The sequence below is a fragment of the Curtobacterium sp. PhB115 genome, assembly GCF_003752025.1.
In the GTDB taxonomy this organism is placed as follows: domain Bacteria; phylum Actinomycetota; class Actinomycetes; order Actinomycetales; family Microbacteriaceae; genus Curtobacterium.
Genome location: NZ_RJKR01000011.1, coordinates 218,333 through 241,407 on the forward strand (window position 1 = coordinate 218,333; position 23,075 = coordinate 241,407).

24 protein-coding genes are annotated in these 23,075 nt (G+C 68.5%); 9 read left to right on the plus strand and 15 right to left on the minus strand.

What is annotated here, in order from left to right; translation table 11 throughout:
- Positions 1-109: 109 nt before the first annotated feature.
- From EDF19_RS18855 to EDF19_RS16470, 3 genes are all read right to left on the minus strand, one after another.
- Positions 110-319: a hypothetical protein gene (locus EDF19_RS18855; protein ID WP_148071132.1), complete on the minus strand. Its 210-nt coding sequence runs from the start codon at positions 317-319 to the stop codon at positions 110-112.
- Positions 320-388: 69 nt separating this feature from the next.
- On the minus strand, positions 389-613 hold the full coding sequence (locus tag EDF19_RS16465; RefSeq protein WP_123681938.1) for a cold-shock protein: 225 nt from the start codon (positions 611-613) through the stop codon (positions 389-391).
- 98 nt (positions 614-711) lie between these two features.
- Complete coding sequence (locus EDF19_RS16470) at positions 712-1,116, minus strand: hypothetical protein (protein ID WP_148071133.1); 405 nt, start codon at positions 1,114-1,116, stop codon at positions 712-714.
- A gap of 270 nt (positions 1,117-1,386) precedes the next feature.
- Between EDF19_RS16470 and EDF19_RS16475 the strand changes: the two genes are divergently transcribed.
- Complete coding sequence (locus EDF19_RS16475) at positions 1,387-1,911, plus strand: DUF6578 domain-containing protein (RefSeq protein WP_148071134.1); 525 nt, start codon at positions 1,387-1,389, stop codon at positions 1,909-1,911.
- A gap of 112 nt (positions 1,912-2,023) precedes the next feature.
- Here the strand turns inward: EDF19_RS16475 and EDF19_RS18860 are convergent, their stop codons facing one another.
- The 6 genes from EDF19_RS18860 to nrdH form a co-directional block, all read right to left on the minus strand.
- Complete coding sequence (locus tag EDF19_RS18860; protein WP_148071135.1) at positions 2,024-2,395, minus strand: hypothetical protein; 372 nt, start codon at positions 2,393-2,395, stop codon at positions 2,024-2,026.
- Between the two features lie 330 nt (positions 2,396-2,725).
- Positions 2,726-2,929 (minus strand): hypothetical protein, encoded by a 204-nt coding sequence (locus EDF19_RS16480; RefSeq protein ID WP_123681941.1) that lies wholly within the window; start codon positions 2,927-2,929, stop codon positions 2,726-2,728.
- A 244-nt stretch (positions 2,930-3,173) separates the two neighbouring features.
- Positions 3,174-4,175 carry a class 1b ribonucleoside-diphosphate reductase subunit beta gene (gene nrdF, locus EDF19_RS16485; RefSeq protein WP_111086559.1) on the minus strand — a complete coding sequence of 334 codons (1,002 nt, stop codon included), beginning with the start codon at positions 4,173-4,175 and terminating at the stop codon, positions 3,174-3,176.
- Between the two features lie 94 nt (positions 4,176-4,269).
- Positions 4,270-6,375 carry a class 1b ribonucleoside-diphosphate reductase subunit alpha gene (nrdE, locus tag EDF19_RS16490; protein ID WP_123681942.1) on the minus strand — a complete coding sequence of 702 codons (2,106 nt, stop codon included), beginning with the start codon at positions 6,373-6,375 and terminating at the stop codon, positions 4,270-4,272.
- Positions 6,376-6,392: 17 nt separating this feature from the next.
- Positions 6,393-6,809, minus strand: a complete 417-nt coding sequence (nrdI, locus tag EDF19_RS16495; RefSeq protein ID WP_123681943.1) for a class Ib ribonucleoside-diphosphate reductase assembly flavoprotein NrdI — start codon at positions 6,807-6,809, stop codon at positions 6,393-6,395.
- 111 nt (positions 6,810-6,920) lie between these two features.
- Positions 6,921-7,154 (minus strand): glutaredoxin-like protein NrdH, encoded by a 234-nt coding sequence (gene nrdH / locus EDF19_RS16500; RefSeq protein ID WP_123681944.1) that lies wholly within the window; start codon positions 7,152-7,154, stop codon positions 6,921-6,923.
- A 322-nt stretch (positions 7,155-7,476) separates the two neighbouring features.
- Between nrdH and EDF19_RS16505 the strand changes: the two genes are divergently transcribed.
- Together EDF19_RS16505 and EDF19_RS16510 are read left to right on the plus strand one after the other, a co-directional pair.
- Positions 7,477-8,682 (plus strand): MFS transporter, encoded by a 1,206-nt coding sequence (locus EDF19_RS16505; protein ID WP_123681945.1) that lies wholly within the window; start codon positions 7,477-7,479, stop codon positions 8,680-8,682.
- A 116-nt stretch (positions 8,683-8,798) separates the two neighbouring features.
- Entirely contained in the window at positions 8,799-9,617 is an 819-nt protein-coding gene (locus tag EDF19_RS16510) for an aldo/keto reductase (protein WP_123681946.1), read from the plus strand.
- Positions 9,618-9,629: 12 nt separating this feature from the next.
- On the opposite strand, the gene EDF19_RS16515 is transcribed toward EDF19_RS16510, so the two are convergent.
- Entirely contained in the window at positions 9,630-9,968 is a 339-nt protein-coding gene (locus EDF19_RS16515; protein ID WP_123681947.1) for a hypothetical protein, read from the minus strand.
- Between the two features lie 96 nt (positions 9,969-10,064).
- Between EDF19_RS16515 and EDF19_RS16520 the strand changes: the two genes are divergently transcribed.
- The 3 genes from EDF19_RS16520 (at position 10,065) to EDF19_RS16530 (ending at position 12,597) form a co-directional block, all read left to right on the plus strand.
- A complete protein-coding gene (locus tag EDF19_RS16520; protein WP_123681948.1) occupies positions 10,065-10,889 on the plus strand; it encodes a hypothetical protein in 825 nt (274 codons plus the stop codon).
- 63 nt (positions 10,890-10,952) lie between these two features.
- Positions 10,953-11,474 carry a ribonuclease H gene (locus EDF19_RS16525; protein ID WP_123681949.1) on the plus strand — a complete coding sequence of 174 codons (522 nt, stop codon included), beginning with the start codon at positions 10,953-10,955 and terminating at the stop codon, positions 11,472-11,474.
- An 85-nt stretch (positions 11,475-11,559) separates the two neighbouring features.
- Positions 11,560-12,597 (plus strand): aldehyde reductase, encoded by a 1,038-nt coding sequence (locus EDF19_RS16530; RefSeq protein ID WP_123681950.1) that lies wholly within the window; start codon positions 11,560-11,562, stop codon positions 12,595-12,597.
- Positions 12,598-12,612: 15 nt separating this feature from the next.
- Here the strand turns inward: EDF19_RS16530 and EDF19_RS16535 are convergent, their stop codons facing one another.
- Both EDF19_RS16535 and EDF19_RS16540 read right to left on the minus strand, forming a co-directional pair.
- Positions 12,613-12,864, minus strand: a complete 252-nt coding sequence (locus tag EDF19_RS16535; RefSeq protein ID WP_071251316.1) for a DUF6458 family protein — start codon at positions 12,862-12,864, stop codon at positions 12,613-12,615.
- Between the two features lie 79 nt (positions 12,865-12,943).
- A complete protein-coding gene (locus EDF19_RS16540) occupies positions 12,944-15,532 on the minus strand; it encodes an RNA helicase (RefSeq protein WP_123681987.1) in 2,589 nt (862 codons plus the stop codon).
- An 87-nt stretch (positions 15,533-15,619) separates the two neighbouring features.
- Here EDF19_RS16540 and EDF19_RS16545 point away from each other — a divergent pair, with 87 nt between their 5' ends.
- Positions 15,620-16,630 (plus strand): LLM class flavin-dependent oxidoreductase, encoded by a 1,011-nt coding sequence (locus EDF19_RS16545; RefSeq protein ID WP_123681951.1) that lies wholly within the window; start codon positions 15,620-15,622, stop codon positions 16,628-16,630.
- 442 nt (positions 16,631-17,072) lie between these two features.
- Here the strand turns inward: EDF19_RS16545 and EDF19_RS16550 are convergent, their stop codons facing one another.
- Both EDF19_RS16550 and EDF19_RS16555 read right to left on the minus strand, forming a co-directional pair.
- The gene (locus EDF19_RS16550) at positions 17,073-19,541 is read right to left on the minus strand and encodes a glycoside hydrolase family 3 protein (RefSeq protein WP_123681952.1); all 2,469 of its coding nucleotides are present in this window, start codon (positions 19,539-19,541) and stop codon (positions 17,073-17,075) included.
- Between the two features lie 39 nt (positions 19,542-19,580).
- A complete protein-coding gene (locus tag EDF19_RS16555) occupies positions 19,581-20,849 on the minus strand; it encodes an MFS transporter (protein WP_260217248.1) in 1,269 nt (422 codons plus the stop codon).
- Positions 20,850-20,980: 131 nt separating this feature from the next.
- On the opposite strand from EDF19_RS16555, the gene EDF19_RS16560 reads away from it, so the two are divergent.
- Positions 20,981-21,571, plus strand: a complete 591-nt coding sequence (locus tag EDF19_RS16560) for a TetR/AcrR family transcriptional regulator (RefSeq protein WP_123681953.1) — start codon at positions 20,981-20,983, stop codon at positions 21,569-21,571.
- Between the two features lie 48 nt (positions 21,572-21,619).
- Here EDF19_RS16560 and EDF19_RS16565 read toward each other — a convergent pair whose 3' ends face one another.
- The gene (locus EDF19_RS16565) at positions 21,620-22,051 is read right to left on the minus strand and encodes a hypothetical protein (RefSeq protein WP_123681954.1); all 432 of its coding nucleotides are present in this window, start codon (positions 22,049-22,051) and stop codon (positions 21,620-21,622) included.
- A 139-nt stretch (positions 22,052-22,190) separates the two neighbouring features.
- Between EDF19_RS16565 and EDF19_RS16570 the strand changes: the two genes are divergently transcribed.
- Positions 22,191-23,051 carry an NAD(P)-dependent oxidoreductase gene (locus EDF19_RS16570; RefSeq protein WP_123681989.1) on the plus strand — a complete coding sequence of 287 codons (861 nt, stop codon included), beginning with the start codon at positions 22,191-22,193 and terminating at the stop codon, positions 23,049-23,051.
- Positions 23,052-23,075: the final 24 nt, after the last annotated feature.

The window sequence follows — 23,075 nt, forward strand, 5'->3', positions numbered from 1 at the left end:
AAGTGGTCGTCGTTGTCGAGGAGGCCGAGGCTACGTCGCACCTGGTCCGGGAGCGGGCGGAACGTGTCGTTCAGCACACTGCTGACTGACCCGTTGGACTTCATGATGATCAAGGCGGGCTACTCCACGTGCTCGTAGGCGACAGACGCAAGCTTTTCAAGCCCGCGGAAAGCGGCCACGGCATGAGCACGATCAACAGAAGCCACGACCCGGGTCGGGTGGTGTTGATGATGAGGTTCATCAGTCCGCGCGCGAGCAGAAGACTGGCTGCGATCACCACGAACCACGCAAACGAGCGCGGATACTTCGGCGGCTTCACCAGCTCAACGTAACGGCGAACACATTGTCTCGCATCACGATCCGCAATTGGCTGGAGTCCCTGCTCGGCCTAGATCGGGGTGACGTCGTGAGCGCGGAAGAAGTAGCCATCCTGCCCCGGTGGGTACGGCTCGACGTCGAACCGAACGCGATCCCCGGCCTGGAGCGTGTGGTACCCAGCCATGCTCAGGTTCGAGAAGTGCACGAACACCTCCGACGCGACGTCGTCCGAACGGAGCGCACCCCACCCGTCCTCATCACTCCACCAGACACACTCGCCCTCGACGTTCCGCATCAGCAGACACTATCGCTCAGAGTGGTCCCCAGAACGATCAGCCAATGAGACGTTAGCCGGCCACCCGATGCACGCCGCCGGCAGCCTGACCGGACAGCTCAATTCGGCTGTGCTGCAAAATGGACGACGGTCGCAGCGAGGGAAAACAGGGCGACGATGGTGAGGATCGCCCCTGCTCCAGACATCCACGCGCGACGACGGCCACGCCGGCGGCGTTCAGCAACCGACGCCCAAACCACTGTGCTGACGACGGCCGCGATCGGGAAGCCAATGTAGGCGACCGATCCGGCGGTGTAGTTGCATCCTCCGTCACCGCACGCGTCGAAGGCGAACATCGAGAGCAAGACGCCGAACCAACCGACAACGAGCACCGGCAGGCTCAGACCGAACAACGTCAGGGTGACTGCCAGATCCTTCCAGCCTGCAGCAGCCTGGATCGTGTGCGTGTGGTGGTCAGGAGCCCCGAGCGGAAAGAGCTCGTCATCGATGTCATCCTGCCTCATGGCTACAAGTGTGCCGTGGAGCAGCGCCACGCTGCCTGCCACTTTCGATCACAGGCCAGGCAGTCCCGAGTTGGTCGAGCTGGCGCGGGCGTTGCGCGTCGAGTGCCCGCAGTGTCGCGCTTGATATCTTGCAGGACCCACAGACGTCGACCCACTGGCCCGTCTTCGCCGGCGCTCGCATCAAGGCGGCTCGATAGCCGATCGGTTAGCGGTCACTTCCGCCGAGATGTCGAGGGCTGGCGCCCTCTCTAGGCGGATAGCCTTCGGGACATGCCGCCCGAACAGCGTCCGCCAAGACACGTAGCAATCCCCGCGACAGTACACGCTGTGTCCGCCGGCGGCCCTAGCTTCGTTGACCCGGCAGCTGAGCGGCGACAACCCTGCGTCGTCCCGTCGGAGAGCATCGTGCCGCCTCTGGGAGACGGGGAGCGCGACGTTTGGCTCATCGAGTGGCAGGTCGCGGAGGACGCTTTCAACGTCGCCGTCGGCGAGCAAGTTAGGTGGGACGTCGTCGACGCGGACCCGATTCGTCTCGGCCACTTCGGAGGCCGACGCACGGTGACCGAGGAACGCAACACCTATGCTGAGCAGCTTGGTGCCGGGCCAGAGCGCCCAATCGCCGGCATTGTCACTCGGATCGATCAGGTGTCGGTACGGTACGGGTCGTCCGCGAACGGCTCGGGTCAGGAACCGATCCCAGGCTCTGCGATGCAGCACGCGGCGCGAACCTTGGCCCCGCGAATGCCGCACGAGGGGACGATCGTCGGCTGGGTCGTCCGCATCCGGCTCGACTGAAGTCGACTGGGGTCGCGCCCGGTAGGGCCCGAGTCAGCCGCCTCGGGTTCTCGTGGTCTGAGGACTCTGGACCTTCCCGTCGCAGGTGCTTCGTGACCACTGAGCCATCCCTCTACGGACTGCTTTCGAAGGACGCGGCGAGCGCATCGAGTAGTTTGTTCCCGAGCGCTTGCAGTTGTGCGGTGCTAGGGCCAAAGATGAAGCGCACTGCGGGGGTAATCACGACTTCCAGCACGTCTCCCTGCGGGTGACGTTCTATCTCGATTCGCACCACGGCTGAGCCGAGAGATCCGTGGCTCCGGGTCACGAGGCGAGCCCAACCGCTGCCCGAGTCGACCTTGCGGAACGAAGGCAACTGTTCCAACGCCTGCGCAAGCCCCGGGTGGAACTCGGGGGCGCCCGCGGTCAGATGCAGGGTTCCTCTTATGGTTCGAGCATCGCTGCTGTCCAGGCGGACCGCGCGCCCGGGGTCGCGATAGTTCATGGTCCGAACTTACGCCGTCAGGCACCGAGCGAGCATCCGGTAGCCGATCGACTACCGGGCGGTGGCGCGGGCGCGAGAAGTAGCCTAAGGAAGCGTGCTGGACGAGGATTTCCTCGGCAGGTTGCGATCGATCGGAGCGTTGTGTTCACCTCTACCTCTCACTACCCGGCGGTGATGAACCCTGGCGGGAGCATCCCGTTCCCCATTTGGATCGTCATCGTCCTGGCGCTCGTGGCGGTAGGCGGTGTCCTCGCCTTCACACGAGGACGACGCAAGTGACATCGTTTGCCTGGCTCCAGCTGGCCCGCAGCGAGGCGGTCGGCTCCATGATCACTCGAACCCCTGCCCTGTGGTGAACATCCCGAGGAGCACCCCGGCGGCGGCGAGCACCCATCCGCTGATGATGATCGGGAACCACGGAAGCTTCTTCCGGTAGAGCTTGCCTGTTCGGCGATAGTCGATGAGGTAGTAGACGATGCCGCTCGCGAACGGCAGTGCGCCGATGACGAACAGGGTGATGGCGAGAGAACGCATGCTCTTGATTTTGCCGACGCAGTCATGTCTTCGCCGCTCGGGTCTGTGGCGTGGACGAGGCATCGCGGCACGACTGTCTCATTAGCCGGTCGGCCATCGGACGAACTGCTCCACGCTTCAGCAGGTAGACAGACCCTGTCTCACATAGCCCGTCCGCGCTCCATTTCGTTGACGGGGCGACATACGGACACAGGAACGCCCCGCCGGCCGAAGCCAGCGGGGCGCCCCAGGAGTCAGACCAGGATCAGAAGTCCCAGTCCTCGTCCTCGGTCTTCTCTGCCTTGCCGATGACGTACGACGAGCCGGACCCCGAGAAGAAGTCGTGGTTCTCGTCCGCGTTCGGCGACAGGGCCGACAGGATCGCCGGGTTCACGTCCGTCGTCTCCTTGGGGAACATCGGCTCGTAGCCCAGGTTCATCAGCGCCTTGTTGGCGTTGTAGTGCAGGAACTTCTTGACGTCCTCGGTCAGCCCGACCTGGTCGTAGAGGTCCTGCGTGTACTGGACCTCGTTCTCGTAGAGCTCGAAGAGCAGGTTGAACGTGTAGTCCTTGATCTCCTGCTTGCGCTCTTCCGAGGCGCCCTCGAGGCCCTTCTGGAACTTGTACCCGATGTAGTACCCGTGGACGGCTTCGTCACGGATGATCAGGCGGATCAGGTCAGCCGTGTTGGTGAGCTTGGCGCGCGAGGACCAGTACATCGGCAGGTAGAAGCCGGAGTAGAACAGGAACGACTCGAGCAGCGTCGAGGCGACCTTGCGCTTCAGGGGGTCGTCACCGGTGTAGTAGTCGAGGACGATCTGGGCCTTCTTCTGCAGGTTCACGTTCTCGGTGGACCAGCGGAAGGCGTCGTCGATCTCGGGCGTCGAGGCCAACGTCGAGAAGATCGACGAGTAGCTCTTCGCGTGGACCGACTCCATGAACGCGATGTTCGTGTAGACGGCTTCTTCGTGCGGGGTGATGGCGTCGGGGATCAGGCTGATCGCGCCGACGGTGCCCTGGATGGTGTCGAGCAGCGTCAGGCCGGTGAAGACCCGCATGGTGAGCTGCTGCTCCGCCGGCGTCAGCGTGTTCCAGGACTGCACGTCGTTCGACAGCGGCACCTTCTCGGGGAGCCAGAAGTTGTTGACCAGCCGGTTCCAGACCTCGACGTCCTTGTCGTCCTGGATGCGGTTCCAGTTGATGGCACTGACCGAGCTGATCAGCGGGATGGACTTGCCCGTGGCGTGGACCGGGTCGGTGAGGGTCATGGGATTGTCTTCCGGATTCGAGATGGTGATCTGATGACGGACTGGAGGCGCGGGGCGGGGCCCGCCCCGCGCCTACAGGAAGAGAGCAGCAGCTCTACAGCATGCAGCTGACGCAGCCCTCGACCTCGGTGCCTTCGAGGGCGAGCTGGCGCAGACGGATGTAGTAGATCGTCTTGATGCCCTTGCGCCATGCGTAGATCTGGGCCTTGTTGATGTCACGCGTGGTGGCGGTGTCCTTGAAGAACAGCGTCAGGGACAGGCCCTGGTCCACGTGCTGCGTCGCCGCGGCGTACGTGTCGATGATCTTCTCGGCACCGATCTCGTACGCGTCCTGGTAGTAGTCCAGGTTGTCGTTCGTCATGAACGGCGCCGGGTAGTAGACGCGGCCGAGCTTGCCTTCCTTGCGGATCTCGATCTTCGACGCGATCGGGTGGATCGACGACGTCGAGTGGTTGATGTACGAGATCGAACCGGTCGGCGGGACGGCCTGCAGGTTCTGGTTGTAGATGCCGTGCTCCTGGACGGACGCCTTCAGCGCCTTCCAGTCCTCCTGCGTCGGGATGGTGATGTTCGCGTTGTCGAACAGCGAGGCAACACAGGCGGTCGCGGGGGTCCACGCCTGGTCGGTGTACTTGTCGAAGAACTCACCCGACGCGTACTTCGAGTCGCGGAAGCCGTCGAAGGTCTCGCCCGTCTCGATCGCGATTTTGTTCGAGGCGCGCAGGGCGTGGAACAGCACCGTGTAGAAGTAGATGTTCGTGAAGTCGATGCCCTCTTCGGAGCCGTAGTAGACGCGCTCACGAGCCAGGTAGCCGTGCAGGTTCATCTGGCCGAGGCCGATGGCGTGCGACTTGTCGTTGCCGTCCTCGACGGAACGCACCGAGGTGATGTGCGACATCTGCGAGACCGAGGTCAGGCCGCGGATGGCGGTCTCGATGGTCTTGCCGAAGTCCGGCGAGTCCATCGTCAGCGCGATGTTCAGCGAGCCGAGGTTGCAGGAGATGTCCTTGCCGATCTCCTTGTAGGACAGGTCCTCGTTGAAGGTCGTCGGGGTGTTGACCTGCAGGATCTCCGAGCACAGGTTGGACATGTTGATCCGACCCTTGATCGGGTTGGCCTTGTTCACCGTGTCCTCGAACACGATGTACGGGTAGCCGGACTCGAACTGGATCTCGGCGATGGTCGTGAAGAAGTCACGCGCCTTGATCTTCGTCTTCTTGATGCGCGAGTCGTCGACCATCGCGCGGTAGTTCTCGGAGATCGGGACGTCGCCGAAGGGGACGCCGTAGACCTTCTCGACGTCGTACGGCGAGAACAGGTACATGTCCTCGTTGTTCTTCGCGAGCTCGAACGTGATGTCCGGCACGACGACGCCGAGGGACAGCGTCTTGATGCGGATCTTCTCGTCGGCGTTCTCGCGCTTGGTGTCGAGGAACTTCATGATGTCCGGGTGGTGGGCGCTGAGGTAGACCGCGCCGGCACCCTGACGCGCACCGAGCTGGTTCGCGTAGGAGAAGGAGTCTTCCAGCAGCTTCATCACGGGGATGATGCCCGAGGACTGGTTCTCGATCTGCTTGATCGGGGCGCCGGCCTCGCGGATGTTGGAGAGCAGCAGGGCCACGCCGCCGCCGCGCTTCGAGAGCTGCAGCGACGAGTTGATCCCGCGCGAGATCGACTCCATGTTGTCTTCGATGCGCAGCAGGAAGCAGGAGACGAGTTCGCCGCGCTGGGCCTTCGCCGTGTTGAGGAACGTCGGGGTGGCGGGCTGGAAGCGGCCGGCGACGATCTCCTCCACGAGGTCGATCGCGAGCTGCTCGTTGCCCTGCGCCAGGCCGAGGGCGGTCATGACGACGCGGTCCTCGAAGCGCTCGAGGTAGCGCTTGCCGTCGAACGTCTTGAGCGTGTAGCTCGTGTAGTACTTGAACGCACCGAGGAACGTCTGGAACCGGAACTTCTTCGAGTACGCCAGGTCGTTGAGCTGCTGGATGAAGTCCAGCGAGTACATGTCGATCGTCTCGCGCTCGTAGTACTCGTTCTCGACCAGGTAGTCGAGCCGCTCCTTCAGGTTGTGGAAGAAGACGGTGTTCTGGTTGACGTGCTGCAGGAAGAACTGCTTCGCGGCTTCACGGTCCTTGTCGAACTGGATGTTGCCGTCCGCGTCGTAGAGGTTGAGCATCGCGTTGAGGGAGTGGTAGTCCATCCCCGTCTGCGGCGACGTCAGATCGACGTCTGCAACTGCTGCGTCCAAAATGCATCCAATCCTGTGTTGACCGCCGACACGTCGTCAGGGGTCCCGAAGAGTTCGAATCTGTAGAGAACGGGGACGTTGCACTTTCGCGCGATGACGTCCCCCGCGAGGCCGTAGGCCTCGCCGAAGTTCGTGTTGCCGCCGACGACCACGCCGCGGATGAGCGAGCGGTTGTGCGCGTCGTTGAGGAACTTGATGACCTGCTTGGGGACCGCGCCCTCGCCGTTGCCGCCCCCGTAGGTGGGCAGGAACAGGACGTAGGGCTCGTCCACGTGGAGGAAGGGCTCGCTCGGGTAGAGCGGGATCCGGTCCGCGTCGCGGCCGAGCTTCTCGACGAAACGAGCGGTGTACCCGGACACGCTCGAGAAGTACACGAGTCGACTCATGTGCGCGCTCCTTGTCAGAGGTGCGGACAGCAGATCGGGAGATGCGCTGCGGTGGTGAGCCGGGCCTCCAGATCGGACCCGGTCACCACCCGCGCAACGGGAGGTGCGTCGTTACGCGAGCTCGGTGCTCAGCGTCGCGATCTTGTCGGGGCGGAAGCCCGACCAGTGGTCGTCGTCGGTGACGACGACGGGAGCCTGCATGTAGCCGAGGCTCTTGACGTGTTCGAGTGCTGCTTCGTCCGTGGAGACGTCGTGCACTTCGTACTGGATGCCCTTGTTGTCGAGGGCCCGGTACGTCGCGGTGCACTGGACGCAGGACGGCTTGGTGTACACGGTGACGGCCATGTTCTCCCCTGGTTTCTGGGCCCCGTTCGGGGCCCGAAGTTCGTGTGCGGTGCCGAGGACGACGCTACTACATGTTGTGCCCGGCGGACCCGTCGACCACAAGAGAAAGTGTTACACGCCTGTAGTTTCCACAACTCGATCCACAGACTGTGGATTCCCGGAGGCCCGGTTTTCCGCCACTCTCGCACCGACCACCGACAGTCCTCCACAAGCTGTGGACGGAAGTTCTCGACACCTCCCGTCGGCGTGTCTGAGAACCACGCGATCCACACCTCCCCCGGACGGGTGACACCCCGATCCGGCCGGTCCGTACACTCGTCTCGTGAGCACGTACGGCCCCCTCCTGAAGACCCCCGGCGTGGGTCGCGTCATCGCCGCGCAGCTCACCGCACGCTTCCCGTTCGGCATGCTCTCGCTGGCCTACCTGCTGCACGTCGAGCACGTCTTCGACTCCTACGGCTACGCGGGTCTGGTGCTCGCGACCACGAGTGTCGGGCAGGCGCTGGCCGGCCCACTCACGAGCCGCTGGATGGGCAGCTGGGGCATGCGACCCGTCCTCGTCCTGACGAGCATCGTCGCGCTCATCAGCATGGGCGTCATCGCGTTCGTCACGATGCCCCTGTGGGGGTACGTGGTGGTCGGGTTCCTCGGCGGCCTGGCCGTCCCGCCCGTGCAGCCCGCCGTCCGCACCATCTACCCCAAGATGGTGACCTCGTCGCAGCTCACCCCCTTGTTCTCACTCGACGCGAGCGCCCAGGAACTCATCTGGGTCGCCGGTCCCGTCATCACGACGTTCGTCGCGACGCAGGTCGGCACGGTGCAGGCCATCGTCGTCGCCATGGTGTTCCTCGTCGTCGGCGGCACCTGGTTCATCGCCTCCCCCGAGCTCGGCCGAGTCCGCATCCCCCGCTCGAAGCGCGCGTTCGGCGTCGTGCTGAAGCGACCGTCGGTCGTCGTCGCGACCCTGACCGGCCTGCTGCTGATCGGGGCGTGCGCCGCGGTCGAGGCCAGTGTCACCAGCGTCTTCGGCGAGGGCAGTCCGAACGCCGGCATCGTCCTGGCCGTCTTCGCGGTCGGGTCCCTGTTCGGCGGCCTGGCGTTCGGCCACCGTCCGATCTCGCCGAACACGCTCTGGACGCGCATGGCGATCGTCTTCGTCGGACTCGCGCTGGCACTCGGCGGCACGACCTTCTGGTGGCTCTGCCTCGCCCTCGTGATCGCCGGTGTCGGCATCGCCCCAGCCCTCGCCGTGATGTTCGGCTCGGTCTCCGCGACCGTGAAGTTCTCCGACACGGCAGAGGCGTACGGCTGGATGGGCACCGGCCAGCTCATCGGTGCCGCGGGTGGTTCCGCCATCGCCGGCTTCCTCATCGACGGCAGCGGCTCGGTCGGCGGGTTCGCCGTCGGCACGGTCATGGCCGGGGTGGGCGTGCTCCTGCCGTTGGTGATGAAGCGCTGGCTGCCCGACCTGCGTGGCCGTGACGCGAGTCCGATCCCGGACACCGAGCCGGTGAACATCCCCACCTGACCCCGGCAGACGGGTCGCGACCCGGCGGACGGTCGCGGCCCGGCGGACGGGTCGCGTTCTCCACAGACTGCCTGGAGGCCCGTCCCGCGTCCGCCACGCACCGGCAGGATGGGTGCATGGTCACCTCCATCCCCCTCCGCGACGGCGCGACGATCCCCGCGATCGGCTTCGGCGTCTACAAGGTCGACGACGCCGGCGCCGAGACGGCCGTCGGTCTCGCGCTCGACGCCGGCTACCGACACGTCGACACCGCCGAGATGTACGGCAACGAGACCGGCGTCGGCAAGGCGGTCCGGGCCTCCGGGCTGGACCGTGACGACGTGTTCGTGACGACGAAGGTGTGGAACGACCACCAGGGGCGCGACGCGACCCTGCGGGCGTTCGACGCCAGCCTCGAGCGGTTGGGGCTCGACGCCGTGGACCTCTACCTGATCCACTGGCCGGCCGCGGCGAACGACCGGTACGTCGACACCTGGCGCGCGCTGGTCGAACTCCGCGAGTCCGGCCGGGCCCGCAGCGTCGGTGTCTCGAACTTCCAGGTCCCGCACCTGCAGCGGCTCATCGACGAGACCGGCGAGGTCCCCGCGCTGAACCAGGTGGAGCGGCACCCGTGGCTGCCGCAGCACGAGCTCATGGCGTTCCACCAGCAGCACGACATCGCGACCGGGGCCTGGTCGCCCCTCGGCCGCGGTCGGCTCATCGACGAACCGGTGCTCACCACCATCGCGGACGCCCACGGGGTGAGCGTCGCGCAGGTGCTCGTCCGGTGGAACGTCCAGCAGGGCGTCGTGGTCCTGCCGAAGTCGGTGACGCCGTCGCGCATCCGGTCGAACCTCGACGTCGACGGGTTCGTCCTGACCGACGACGAGCTCGCGGCGATCGCGACGCTCGAGTCCGGGCAGCGGACCGGCTCCCACCCGGACTCGGTGTCGTAGCGGGGCGTCCCGCTAAGCCCGGCGGTCCGCTTCCGACTGCCACGGCAGGTGCAGGTCGCCCGGCTCGGGTTCGACGTCTCCTGCGTCGTCGGCGCCTCCGGTACCCGGTGCCGCGACGACCCGCGACGGGTCGATGCCGTCCGCTTCCAGATCGGCGCGGTCCCGCTGCTCGGTCTGCGACGCCGCCGTCTCCCGTTCGCTCGACGGGCTGTACGAGGTGTCGACGGCGCGCTGCTCCCGCTCCCCCGATCCCTGCTCGTCGTCGTGCTGGGTCCGCTCGCGCAGCGCGTCGCTGCGGGCTCGGTCGTCGGACGGCTCGGGGCCGGGTGCCTTCGGGATGCTGTCGCTCATGCCCGGGACGGTAGTCCGACCGCCCCGGGTACCGGTTCGGTCACGACGCCCCGGCGCGGGTCCCCGGCCCCGCTACGATCGCCGCGAGGGGGAACGATGCGGGGAACACACGCCACGACGACGCTGGTCATCGGGACGGTACTGACGGCGCTGCTGCTCACCGGGTGCTCGGCGTTCGGCGGGGACGACAGCGTCCCGGAGCCGACGCGACGAACCGCGGTCGACGGTTCCGGTCAGGTCCCGGCACCTGGTCCCACTTCCGGCACGCAGGCGGTCACCGCCGCGACGGTCATGCCGGCCGGCACGGTCGCCGCCGAGACCGACGTGGTGTCGGCGAGCGGCGACACCCGGATCCACGTCCGGGTCGTCGCGGACGGTCACGGCACGTTCGAGGCGGAGCTGTCCGGCTACCGGACGACGAAACCGCAGCCGATGAGCCTGGAATTCCGTCGCGGCGACGTCGACGGCGACGACCCCAGCGGCTTCCGCGCCGGTGTCGTCCTCTGGGACCCGGCTACGGGCGCACCCACCTCGGTGGGTCTCGGGGACGCCGGCCCCACCCCCGACTTCCTGCACAGCGTGGTACTCGTGCCCGCGCCCTCCGACGGTGACGACTCCGACCGGCCCTGGGTCGGCTCGGTGCTCGCCGCCGCACCGCTGCACTGGGACCTCCCCGACCCGTACCCGGACCTGCACGTCACCGTCGGCTCCCCGCGGCAGGGCGCGTACGGGTGGGTCCACGACGAGGACGGCACGCCCACGTCGTACCAGGTGGCGAACGGCGACGAGCAGTCGGTGATCGCGGACCGGTTCGGCCTGACCGTCGCCGAGTTGCAGTGGCTGAACCCGTCCCTGCAGACCGGCGACCCGGACGCGCTCCTCGCCGCGACCGACCTGAACCTGGTCCCGAGCGGGCGCTGACGCGGGCCGTCGGCCGGGTCCGTTACGGTTGACCAGCACTCGCGCCACCCAGGAGGTCCCACCGTGACGATCGTCGCCGCAGCAGACGGCTCAGCCCTCGGCAACCCCGGCCCCGCCGGCTGGGCCTGGTACGTCGATGACGACCGCTGGGCAGCCGGCGGCTGGCCCCGGGCGACGAACAACATCGGCGAGCTCACCGCCGTCCTCCAGCTGCTCCGCGCGACGAAGGACGCCGGCGAGCCGCTGCACATCCTGTGCGACAGCCAGTACGCGATCAAGGCCTGCACCGAGTGGCTCGCCGGGTGGAAGCGCAAGAACTGGCGGAAGGCCGACGGCAAGCCGGTCATGAACGTCGAGATCATCAAGGAGCTCGACGCCGAACTGCAGGGCCGCAAGGTCACGTTCGAGTGGGTCCGCGGGCACGTCGGCCACGAGATGAACGAGGCTGCCGACGTCCGCGCCCGTGGTGCGGCGACCGCGTACCAGAACGGCACCGAGGTCCCGCACGGACCCGGCTGGCCCGGCGTCGAGGTCACCGAGCCGTCCGCACTGCCCGAGGCCACCCCGCCCGCGACCCTGTTCTGACCCAGCGGGACACGAGCCTGGGTCTCCCGGACCCAGGAACGCCGAGGCACTGGTCCACGCGCGACCGCCGCCGGATGCTGGACGCATGGAGAACACCGAACACGTCCTGGTCACCGGCGGCTCCGGCTTCATCGCCGGCCACCTGATCCTGCAGCTGCTCGACGCCGGCCACCGCGTCCGCGCCACCATCCGCTCGCTCGACCGTGAGTCCGCCGTGCGCGAGGTCCTCGCCGACGCGGGCACGACGGCCGGCGACCGCCTCGAGTTCGTCGCCGCCGACCTGACCGACGACGCCGGATGGGCAGCGGCCGTGGCGGACATCGACGTCGTGCACCACGTCGCCTCCCCCGTCATGCCCGGCCACGTCGAGGACGAGGACGCCGTCATCCGTCCGGCGCGCGAGGGCACCCTCCGCGTGCTCCGTGCCGCTCGCGACGCCGGGGTCCGTCGCGTGGTGCTCACCTCGGCCTTCCACGCCGTGAGCTGGGGCCACCCGCACACCGACCACGTCTTCACCGAGGCGGACTGGACCGTGCTCGACGGCCCGGGCGTCGACGCGTACGGCAAGAGCAAGACCCTCGCCGAGCGGGCCGCGTGGGCGTTCGCCGAGTCCGAGGTCGGTGCCCCCGAGCTCGTCACGATTCTCCCGGTCGCGGTGATGGGTCCGGCGATGGGGCACGGGGTGTCCGGTGCGAACCACATCCTGCAGTCGATGCTGAACGGTGCGATGCCGGCGACGCCCCGGCTGTTCATCCCCGTCGTGGACGTCCGCGACGTCGCTGCAGCGCACGTCACGGCGACGACGCTGCCGGAGGCCGCCGGGCAGCGGTTCCTGCTGTCGAACGGTCCCGCGCTCGAGATGGCCGAGATCGCCGCAACCCTGCGCGAGCACCTCGCTGACGACGCCGAGGCGGTCCCGACGCAGACGCTGCCCGACGACGTCGTGCGGGCCGCTGCCGAGACGCAGCCGCAGTTCCGTGCGATGGTGCCCGACCTCGGCTACGCCAAGCGCACCTCGAACGAGCGTGCCCGCACCGTGCTCGGCTGGACACCTCGTGATCCGCACGAGGCGATCGTGGCGGCGGCCCGCAGCTTGCTCGAGAAGGGCCTCACCACCCGGTGACGCCTCGCAGTCGGGTCAGTAGGTCCCGTCGCGCCGGTCCTGCTGGGTGATCTGCTCCCCCGATGCCGGGTCGACGCCCGAGCGGGTGGTGGTCGTGGTGCGGCGCCCGCCGAACGCGACGGCGAGGCTGATGATGAGCAGCACGACGCCGGCCGCCATCAGGATGTAGCCGATCAGGCGGAGGTCGACGCCGGCGAGCTGGATGTTCAGCGCGAAGGCGACGATCGCACCGATGACGATCAGGGCGATGCTGGATCCGATGCGCATGACGCAGTCCTCTCGGGTGGTGGGCAGTGCCGGAGACGGTACACGTCGGGCCGCGACGGCGTCAGGGCACCGGCACCCCTCAGTCCACGTCCACCTCGGCCCACCCGTCGAACCGCCCGATCTCGGTGACCCGCACCACGGCTTCGCCGGCTTCGTCCGAGGCGTCGAGGTCGATCGTCGCCGAGAACCCGAAGTCCTTGTCGCCCTCCGGGTCGGCGAAGGTCTGTCGTGCCCGCCAGACCCGGGGGTTGGCGGTGGCCCCGGACTGGTCGATCGCCAGGTACGACATGGACCGTGCATCGGCGTCGGTGCCGATCGCGTCGTGCTCGTCGTAGTACTCCTCGAGCACCAGGTCCCACGCCGACCGGTCGAAGCCTGCGGGCGAGTCGAGCTCCCCGAGCCCGTCGACGTCGTCGGCGGCGGCGAGCAGCACCCGTTGGAACAGCGCGTTCCGCACGAGCACGGTGAAGGCCCGCACGTTGCCGGTGAGCCGTGCCGGCTGCGGTGGTGCGATCTCGTCGTGCTCTTCGGAGGCGAGCAGGACGTCCCCGTTGAGGAGCGCCTCCCACTCGTCGACGAGGGACGAGTCCGTCTGCCGCACGACCTCGCCGAGCCACTCGATCAGGCCGTCGAGCTCGTCGTTCCGCTGCTCCTCGGTGATGGTCTGGCGCATCGTGCGGTAGGCGTCGGACAGGTACCGGAGCACGAGTCCCTCGGAGCGGGTGAGCTGGTAGAAGCGCACGAAGTCCCCGAAGGTCATCGCCCGCTCGTACATGTCCCGGACGACGGCCTTCGGCGACAGCGCGAAGTCGAGCACCCAGGGCTGTTCGGCGGCGTACGCCTCGTACGCGGCGGTCAGCAGTTCGTCGAGCGGCTTGGGCCAGGTGACCTCTTCGAGGAGCTCCATCCGTTCCTCGTACTCGATGCCCTCCCGCTTCATCCGGGCGACCTCTTCGCCGCGCTCCTTGAACTGCTGCTGCGACAGGATGGCACGGGGGTCGTCGAGCGTGGCCTCGACGACGGACACCATGTCGAGGGCGTACGTGGGCGACGAGGGGTCGAGCAGCTCGAACGCGGCGAGCGCGAACGGCGACAGGGGCTGGTTCAGCGCGAAGTTGGACTGCAGGTCCACGGTGAGCCGGTAGGTCGCCGGCTCGCCGTCGACGCCCGGCACCCGCTCGATGACCTGCGCGTTGACGAGGGTCCGCGCGATGACGAGTGCGCGTCGGGCCATCGCGAGCTGGCGGGCTCGCGGTTCGTGGTTGTCGAACACGAGTGACCGCACCGACGAGAAGGCGTCTCCGCCACGGGCGACGACGGAGAGCACCATCGCGTGGGTGATCCGCATCCGCGACACCATCGGCTCCGGTTCCGCGCCGATGAGCCGCTCGAACGATGCCTGCCCCCAGGAGACGAAGCCCTCGGGGGCCTTCTTCCGCTTGATCTTGCTCTTCTTCTTGGGGTCGTCCCCGGCCTTCGCGACGGCCCGGGCGTTCTCGATGTCGTGCTCCGGCGCTTCGGCGACGACGTCACCCTCGGTGTCGTACCCGGCCCGTCCCGCACGGCCGGCGATCTGGTGGAACTCGCGCGCTGACAGCTGCCGCATCTTCGTGCCGTCGAACTTCGTGAGCCCGGTGAAGAGCACGGACCGGATCGGCACGTTGATGCCGACACCGAGGGTGTCGGTGCCGCAGATGACGGGCAGCAGCCCGCGCTGCGCGAGCTGCTCGACGAGCCGCCGGTACTTCGGCAGCATGCCCGCGTGGTGCACACCGATCCCGGCGCGGATCAGCCGCGACAGGGTCTGCCCGAACCCGGCGCTGAACCGGAAGCCGGCGATGGCGTCGGCGATCTGGTCGCGACGTTCACGGGACGCCACCTTCGCCGACATCAACGACTGGGCCCGTTCGAGCGCGGCAGCCTGGGCGAAGTGCACGATGTAGATCGGCGCCTTGCCCTCGTCCAGCAGCCGTTCGACGGTCTCCTGCACGGGTGTCATCACGTACTCGTACTCGAGTGGCACCGGGCGGCTGACCCCGGTCACGCGGGCGGTGGGTCGGCCGGTGCGCCGGGACAGGTCGTCGGCGATGGTGGTGACGTCGCCCAGGGTGGCCGACATCAGCAGGAACTGCGCGCGTTCGAGCACGAGCAGCGGCACCTGCCAGGCCCATCCGCGGTCGGGGTCGCCGTAGAAGTGGAACTCGTCCATCACCACGACGTCGACGTCGGCGTCCGGGCCTTCACGCAGAGCCAGGTTCGCCAGGATCTCGGCGGTGCAACAGACGATGGGGGCGTCGCCGTTGACGCTGGAGTCACCGGTGACCATGCCGACGTTCTGCGCGCCGAACAGGTCGACGAGCTGGAAGAACTTCTCGGAGACGAGGGCCTTGATCGGTGCCGTGTAGTAGCTCCGCTTGCCCTCGGCGAGCGCCGCGAAGTGCGCGCCGGCCGCGACGAGCGACTTGCCGGTACCGGTCGGGGTGCTCAGGACGACGTTGGCTCCGGACACGAGCTCGATGACCGCTTCGTCCTGCGCCGGGTACAGCGGCCGTCCGCCTTCGGCGGCCCAGTCGGCGAACGCCTCGTAGACGGCGTCCGGGTCGACCGCGCCGTCCACCGCCGCCGGGATCGCGGCGACGAGCGGGGGCACGGTGGTGACGTCGGTCATGGCCCCATCCTCCCAGGCTGCGGTGACCAGGTGGTCGGGCATGTCGGCCGGGAGGCGCGGCTCCATACGCGCGCATAGACTCGCGTCATGCGCGAACTCGGCTTCCTCACCTTCGTCCCGAACCACGGCGGCACGGCGGGTGCGGCGAGGGCCCTGCAGGACGGTCTCCGGCTGTTCGAGACGGCCGAGACCCTCGGCTACGGCACGGGATGGGTGCGTGGCCGTCACTTCGAGCCGTTCCTGACGAGCCCGATGACGTTCTTCGCCGCCGCGGCCCAGCGCACGAGCACCATCGCCTTCGGCACGGCGGTCCTCGGCATGCGCTACGAGGACCCGGTGCGCCTCGCCGAGGACGCCAGCACCGTCGACCTGCTGAGCGGCGGCCGGGTCCAGCTCGGCATCAGCACGGGCATCGCCGGGTACGGGCCGATCCTCGACCCGGTGTTCGGCGGCTCGGAGCGGAGCTTCCGTGACGAGGCCGAGGCCCGCGCCGCTCGGCTGCTCGAGGTGCTCGACGGCGATCCGCTCGGCAGTGCCGGCAAGGGCTACGAGAGCATCCCGGCCGGGGCGGACCTGACCCTGCAGCCGCTCAGCCCCGGTCTCCGCGACCGCGTGTGGTGGGGCGGCGGCAGCATGGGCACCGCGGTCCGCACCGCCGAGAAGGGGCTGCTGCTGCACTGCTCGACCCTGAACACCGAGGACACCGGCGCCCCGTTCGCCGAGGCGCAGGCGGACCAGATCACGGCGTACCGGCAGCGGTTCGCCGAGCTGCACCCCGACCGCACGCCGAAGGTCGCCGTCGGTCGCATCGTCGTCCCGCTGCTCGACGACCACGACCGAGCCGTCCACGAGGAGTTCCTCACCGGCTACGCCTCCGGCATGGACGACGAGGGTCGCCCGCTCTCCGGTCCGCCCTTCCGGTTCAGCAAGGTCCTGTCCGGCGAGCCTGCGGCCATCGTCGACGCACTGCTCGCCGACCCCGCGGTCACGGCGACCGACGAGCTCGTGATCACCCTGCCCGCGAACGGGGACGTGGCCGCACACGAGCGGATCCTGCGCATCGTCGCCGAGGAGATCGCGCCGGCGTTGCGGGCCTGACAGCGGATCAGGACATCCGGCTGGGCTCAGATCGAGGTGGTTGGTCTCGAGAGCCCGGCCGGATGACCATCTCGTCCCTGATCCGCACGGGATGGTGGGACCATCGTTCCACCTACCGAGCGGTTTGTCACACGAACCGCGCGCGTCGGACGCAAGAACGTGATCTTCCGTCACTCGTTTCGCCGAGTCCGCACGAAGTCAGGGCGAAGTCCGTCAACCGGTTCGCCGGAAGGTCCGAAAAACGAATGCGCCCCCGCGCGGACGCGGGGACGCATTCTGGACGCACCGGGATCGCCAGGGCTCCATCGGCCGGATCAGGAGACCGAGTCGCACTACCAGCGACCCCGTAGTCGGTGCGTGCGCCGACGGTAACCAGCCGACTGGCGCACATCGATGTTACTGAATGGACCTTGCGCCTGCGCGGAAACCGGACGATTCGATCTCACTCCATTTCGAGGGACGCGCTCCCGGCCTCGTCCGAGACCGACGCGCCGACGTGCAGTTCGAAGGTCCCGGGCTCGTACTGCCAGGCACCGTCCCAGTGCGCGAACGCCCGTGCGGGGACCTCGATGGACACCTCGGTCGACGCACCGGCACCGAGCCGGACCGGGGCGAACCCGACGAGCCAGCGCACCGGACGGTCCACCGCGGACGACGCCCGCGAGGCGTAGACCTGCACGACGTGCTTGCCGGCGCGCTGCCCGGTGTTGGCGACCGTCGCGGTGACGATGACCGCGTCCCCCTCGGACACGGTCGGCGTCGCAGCGACACCGTCGATGGTCCAGGTCGTGTAGCCGAGGCCGTGACCGAACGGGTACGCAGGCTCGGTACCGGCACGGAGCCAGGCGCGGTAGCCGATGTGCACGCCCTCGTCGTACGACACCTTCCCGTCGACCGGGGTGACGTCCAGCACGGGCACGTCCGCCATCGCGACCGGCCACGTGGTGGGCAGGCGACCACCGGGCTCCTGCGCGCCGGTGAGCACGTCGGCGAGGGCGTTGCCGTACTCCTGCCCGCCGAACCAGGTGAGCAGGACCGCGGCGACGTCGTCCCGCCACGGCATCTCGACCGGCGAACCGGCGTTCACGACGACGACCGTGTTCGGGTTCGCCGCGGCGACGGCCCGCACCAGGTCGTCCTGGTGTCCGGGCAGTGCGAGGGACGAGCGGTCGTAGCCCTCGGACTCGACCTTCGAGTTCGTGCCGACCACGACCACCGCGACGTCGGCGTCACGGGCAGCGTCCACGGCCGCGGCGATGAGCACCGACGGGTCCTCGTCGGACGGCTCGGTGCCGAACTGGTAGGCGAGCACCCCGCCGAGCGTCTCGTCCTGGATGACGTCGTACTCGATGCGGATCGCGACCTCTTGTCCCGCGGTCACCGAAACCGGTACCGAGCGCGCCGGCGGGTTGAGGAACGCCGCGCCGAGCTGGTCGCCCTCGAAGGGGACGTCCTCGTCGAGCACGAGATCGCCGTCGATCCACATCCGCGACCGGCCCGCCGCGCCGATGCCGATCCGGACGGTGCCGGTGGACTCGGCCGTGTAGGTCGTGGTGATGTCGAGCCGGTCAGCGTCGCGGGTGGGAGCGTCGCCACCGAACCAGAACAGGGCGGTGGCACGACGGTCCTCGACGTACAGCTCCTCGCCGTCCTTGACGAAGGCGACGCGGGCTCCGGGCTCGCCGGTGCCGGGGTTCGTGATGGTGGACAGCGGGAACTCCGCGATGCCCTCCTGCACGACGGCGCCGATCGCGTAGTCGACCGTGGCACCCGGGAACGCCGAACGGATGCCGTCCAGCGGTGACACGACCTGCGACGGCACGACCGTGGCCGAGCCACCGCCCTGCGTGCGGGCCTGGTCGGCGTTGTGGCCGATGACGGCGACGCGGGCGACCGCCGGCGCATCGAGCGGCAGGATGCCGGTGTTGCGGACGAGGACGGTGCCCTCGGCCTCGGCCTCGCGGACGAACGCGACGCCGTCCTCGACGCGCACGGGCTGCGCGGCCACGGGCTCGAAGCCCTCGAGTGCGCCGACGCGGGCGGCAAGGGTCAGGATGCGACGGACCTTCCGGTCGATCGCGGCCTCGGGCACGGAGCCGTCACGCACCGCGGCGAGCAGCGGGCCCTCGCTCCACCACGGGTTCGGTCCGGGCATCGCGACGTCCTGCGACGCCGTCGCCGAGTCCACCGAACGCACACCGGTCCAGTCGGACACGACGATGCCGTCGAAGCCCCACTCCGAGTTCAGCGGCGTCTCGAGCAGCTCGTTCTCGGACGCGGTGACACCGTTGATCGAGTTGTACGACGACATGATCGCCCAGGCGTGCGCCTCGGTCACGGCCTTCTCGAACGCGAGCAGGTACAGCTCGCGCAGGGCCCGGTCAGACACCTCGGTCGACGCGGTGAAGCGGTCGGTCTCGTAGTCGTTCGCGATGTAGTGCTTCGGGGTCGCGGCCACGCCGTTCTCCTGCACACCGTCGACGTACGACGCCGCGAGGTCACCGGTCAGGACCGGGTCCTCACTGAACGCCTCGAAGTGCCGGCCGCCGAGCGGCGAGCGGTGCAGGTTGATGGTCGGGCCGAGGACGACGTCGACGCCCTTGCGGCGTGCCTCGACGGCTGCTGCGGCGCCGTAGCGCTTCGCGATCGCGCGGTCCCAGGACGCCGACAGCGCGGTCGCCGAGGGCAGGTTCAGCGACGGGTCGCGCTCGTCCCAGACCTCGCCACGGACGCCGGAGGGGCCGTCCGACATCAGGATCCGGCGCAGCCCGATCTTCTCGATCGGCCAGGTGGTCCAGAAGTCACGCCCGGTCAGGAGCTGCACCTTCTCGTCGGTGGTCAGCTGGTCGACGAGCGCGTCGATGCGCTCGGCCGTACTGGAGGCAGCGGTCACGTCGTTCACGGTGGTCACGGTGGTCGGTCCTTTCGTTCAGAGCCTGGGGAAGCGTGGTCAGCGCACGCCGCGGATGCGGGACACCGAGACGATGCCGAGCAGTCCGACGACGGCGCCGGTGATGAAGAAGCCGCTGTACCCGCCGGTGAGCGCGATCACGCCGGGGGCGGAAGCGGGGACGATCGACTGAGGCAGGGCCTGCGCGATGTTCACCACGCCGAGGTCCTTCGCGTTGTCCTCGTCGGAGGGCAGCACGTCGGTGATGAGCGCCAGGTCGACCGCGTAGAAGACACCCATGCCGGCACCCATCACGAACTCGCCGACCAGGACCATGCCGAGCGAGGGCGCGAGCGCGATGATGACCAGCCCGACCACGCCGACGATGCCGGCGACCGCGACGAACAGCTTGCGGCGCCCGAGCTTGTCGGACAGCCACCCGGCCACGAGCGAGGTGAGCACGATGCCGACGACGTTCCAGAGCGTGCCTTGGAAGACGGCGTTCGCGACGTGCTCCGACTCCACGCCGATGTCGTCGCGCAGGAAGTACGTCAGGTAGCTCACCGCCGTGTACTGCGCGGCGACCATCAGGAAGCGGGTGAGCCAGGCCCAGCCGAGGTCCGGGTGCTTCACGGGGTTGAACACGAAGGAACCGAAGAGTGCGCCGATGCCGAGGCGCGAGGTCGGGCGGTTCGTGAGGACCCGGTCGCGGAACAGCAGCGCGTAGACGATGACGACCGCGGATCCGATCACCCCGGGGACGATCATCTGCGTCGCCGAGCTCGCGAAGAGCTGCACGATGAAGGTACCGCCGACGAGCGCGAGGTTCTGCGCGAGCCCGAGCAGCGCCGCGACCCGGCCGCGCTGCGAGCGCGTGACGTGGTCGGGCATGACGGCCGTCAGGGCGGCGATCGTCGCGTTGTAGGCGATCTGCGCGACGCCCCACGCGATGACCAGCACGACGGTGGAGGTGGTCGTCGCGACGACCACGAGGCCCGCGAAGCCGACCACGGTGCCACCGATGATCCACGGACGACGCATGCCGAGCCTCCCGGCAGTGCGGTCGCTGAAGCGACCGGCCAGGGGGTTGGCGACCATCGCGGCGAACGCGCCGACGCCGAGCGCCAGGCCGAGCACGCCCGCTTGGTTGTCCGGCGCGATCTCGGCGACCTTGAGCGCCATGGCGACCAGCACCGGCGGCAGCAGGGCGATGTACAGGCCGAGCATGGCGATCGGCATGCCGAGCGTGTACATGAGCGGGTTCCCCCGGCCGCGCGTGGGTGCGACGGCAGTCGGGGTGTCGTTGACGGTCAGGGCGTCGTTGGCCACTGCAACCTCTTCTCGGGTGCGCCGCCTGCGTCGGCGACTCGCACGCCTTCCTCGGCGGCTCGTGCCACCGTAACACCAAAACCAACCACGGCTAGGTTTTCTGGGTGCACTCTGGGCGGTACAGTCCTGCCATGGCACGACGGGGTTCGTACGCGAAGGGCATCGCGAAGCGCGAGGAGATCCTCACGGTCGCGCTCGAACTCGTCGCCTCGCAGGGCTTCCGACGGACCAGCATCAAGGACATCGCCGACGCCGTGGAGCTCACCCAGGCCGGCCTGCTGCACTACTTCGACTCGAAGGACGAGCTCTGGGTCGAGATCCTGCGCCGCCGCGACGAGCTCGACCTGGCGAACGACTGGCAGGCAGCCGACCCCGCAGCGCTCCTCGCCGCGATCGTCCGGCACAACGCCGAGGTCCCCGGCCTGGTCCAGATGTTCGTCAACCTGTCCGCCGCAGCCGCGACCGACCCCGAGCACCCGGCGCACGAGTACTTCCAGGAGCGCTACGCGCGCAGCCGGCGCGATCTGTCCGCCGACTTCCGGGCGATGCAGCAGGACGGCCGGCTCCGGCCGGACATCGACCCCGAGGAGCTGACGAGCGTGCTGCTCGCAGTCTCCGACGGCATGCAGATCCAGTGGCTCTTCGACCCGTCGCGCGACATGGCCGAGCACGTCGAGTTGGTCGCGCGGCTCGCGATCGCGCAGGTCACCCCCGCTTCCTGACGGGAGGCGCGGTGCCCGTCCGCACCGCGCCTCCCGTCGATGAAGCACTCAGGGCATCCGCACCGCACCGAGCTCGTACGACGCGTCTCTCCACGCGCGGACCTGCGCTTTCGAGAGCGGCTCCTCCGGCGACTTCGACCAGTCCGAGATGTTCCTACCGCGCATCTCCCGCGCCAGGTGCGCGACCACTTCGCGCTTCGAGTCCGTCGACAGCGCGGGGCCGAACTGCTCCGCACCGGGTACGTCGGCCAGCTCGGTCAGGTACGCCTGACAGAACCAGTCGGCCGCCTCTGCCCGCAGGTACGGACTCTCGAGGGTCGCGTACCAGCGCCGGAAGAACTCGTCGTACGGGGCAGAGTCGCGCATGAACCCTCCTGAAGCGAAGAGCAGCTCACGAACCCGTTGCGGGGTGAGCCCGCGGGCCTCGTGGACGGCGTCGCCGATCTTCCCCTGGTCGACGAGGGCCGCGATCCCGGTCATGACGTTCGAGCATACCCGCCTCCTTGCATTTCAGATGTCGGTGGAGTGGGGTACGGACAGGGCCTGGTCGCGTCCGGGTGCACCCGGCAGGATGGGACGTGCCCGTCAGGGCGACCCGACGACGATGTGGAGTGACGCGATGACGCGTGTAGTGGTGACCGGCGGCAGCGGCAAGCTCGGACGAGCGGTGGTGCGCGACCTCGATGCGCACGGGTACGACGTGGTCCTGCTCGACCGCGTCCCCTCCCCCGACCTGCCCGAGGGCGTCCAGTTCGTCCGGATCGACCTGACCGACTACGGCCAGGTCCTGAACGCCCTGCTCGGCGTCGACGACCGCTACGACCACGTGGACGCCGTCGTGCACCTCGCCGCCGTGCCGGCTCCTGGCCAGGTGCCGGACGTCGCGCTCATCACGAACAACGTCACGGCGTCGATCAACGTCTTCCACGCCGCACGTGCCGCGAAGATCACGAACGTGGTGTGGGCGTCGAGCGAGACCCTGCTCGGGATCCCGATGGGCGAGCACCACCCGCCCTACCTGCCGGTCGACGAGGAGTTCGCGGTCCGACCGCAGTCGTCGTACTCGCTCGGCAAGGCGGTGGAGGAGGAGATGGCCCGCCACTTCACCCGCTGGGACCCGTCGCTGAAGATGATCGGTCTGCGCTTCTCGAACGTGATGGACGAGACCGACTACCCCTCGTTCCCGTGGGACGCCACCCCCGAAGCGAAGACGTTCAACCTGTGGTCGTACATCGACTCCCGCGACGGCGCCCAGGCCGTCCGGAAGGCCGTCGAGGCCGAGCTCACCGGGTTCGAGGCGTTCGTCATCGCGAGCCCCGACACCGTGATGGACACCCCGACGATCGAACTCGTCGAGCGCTACGTGCCCGACATCGAGCGCCGGGCGGACATCGACGGCGTCAGCTCCCTGCTGTCGTCCGAGAAGGCCCGCGAGCTGCTCGGCTACGCCCCCGAGCACAGCTGGCGCGACGGCCGCTAGCAGCGCCCGGGTCCGCCGCTGAGC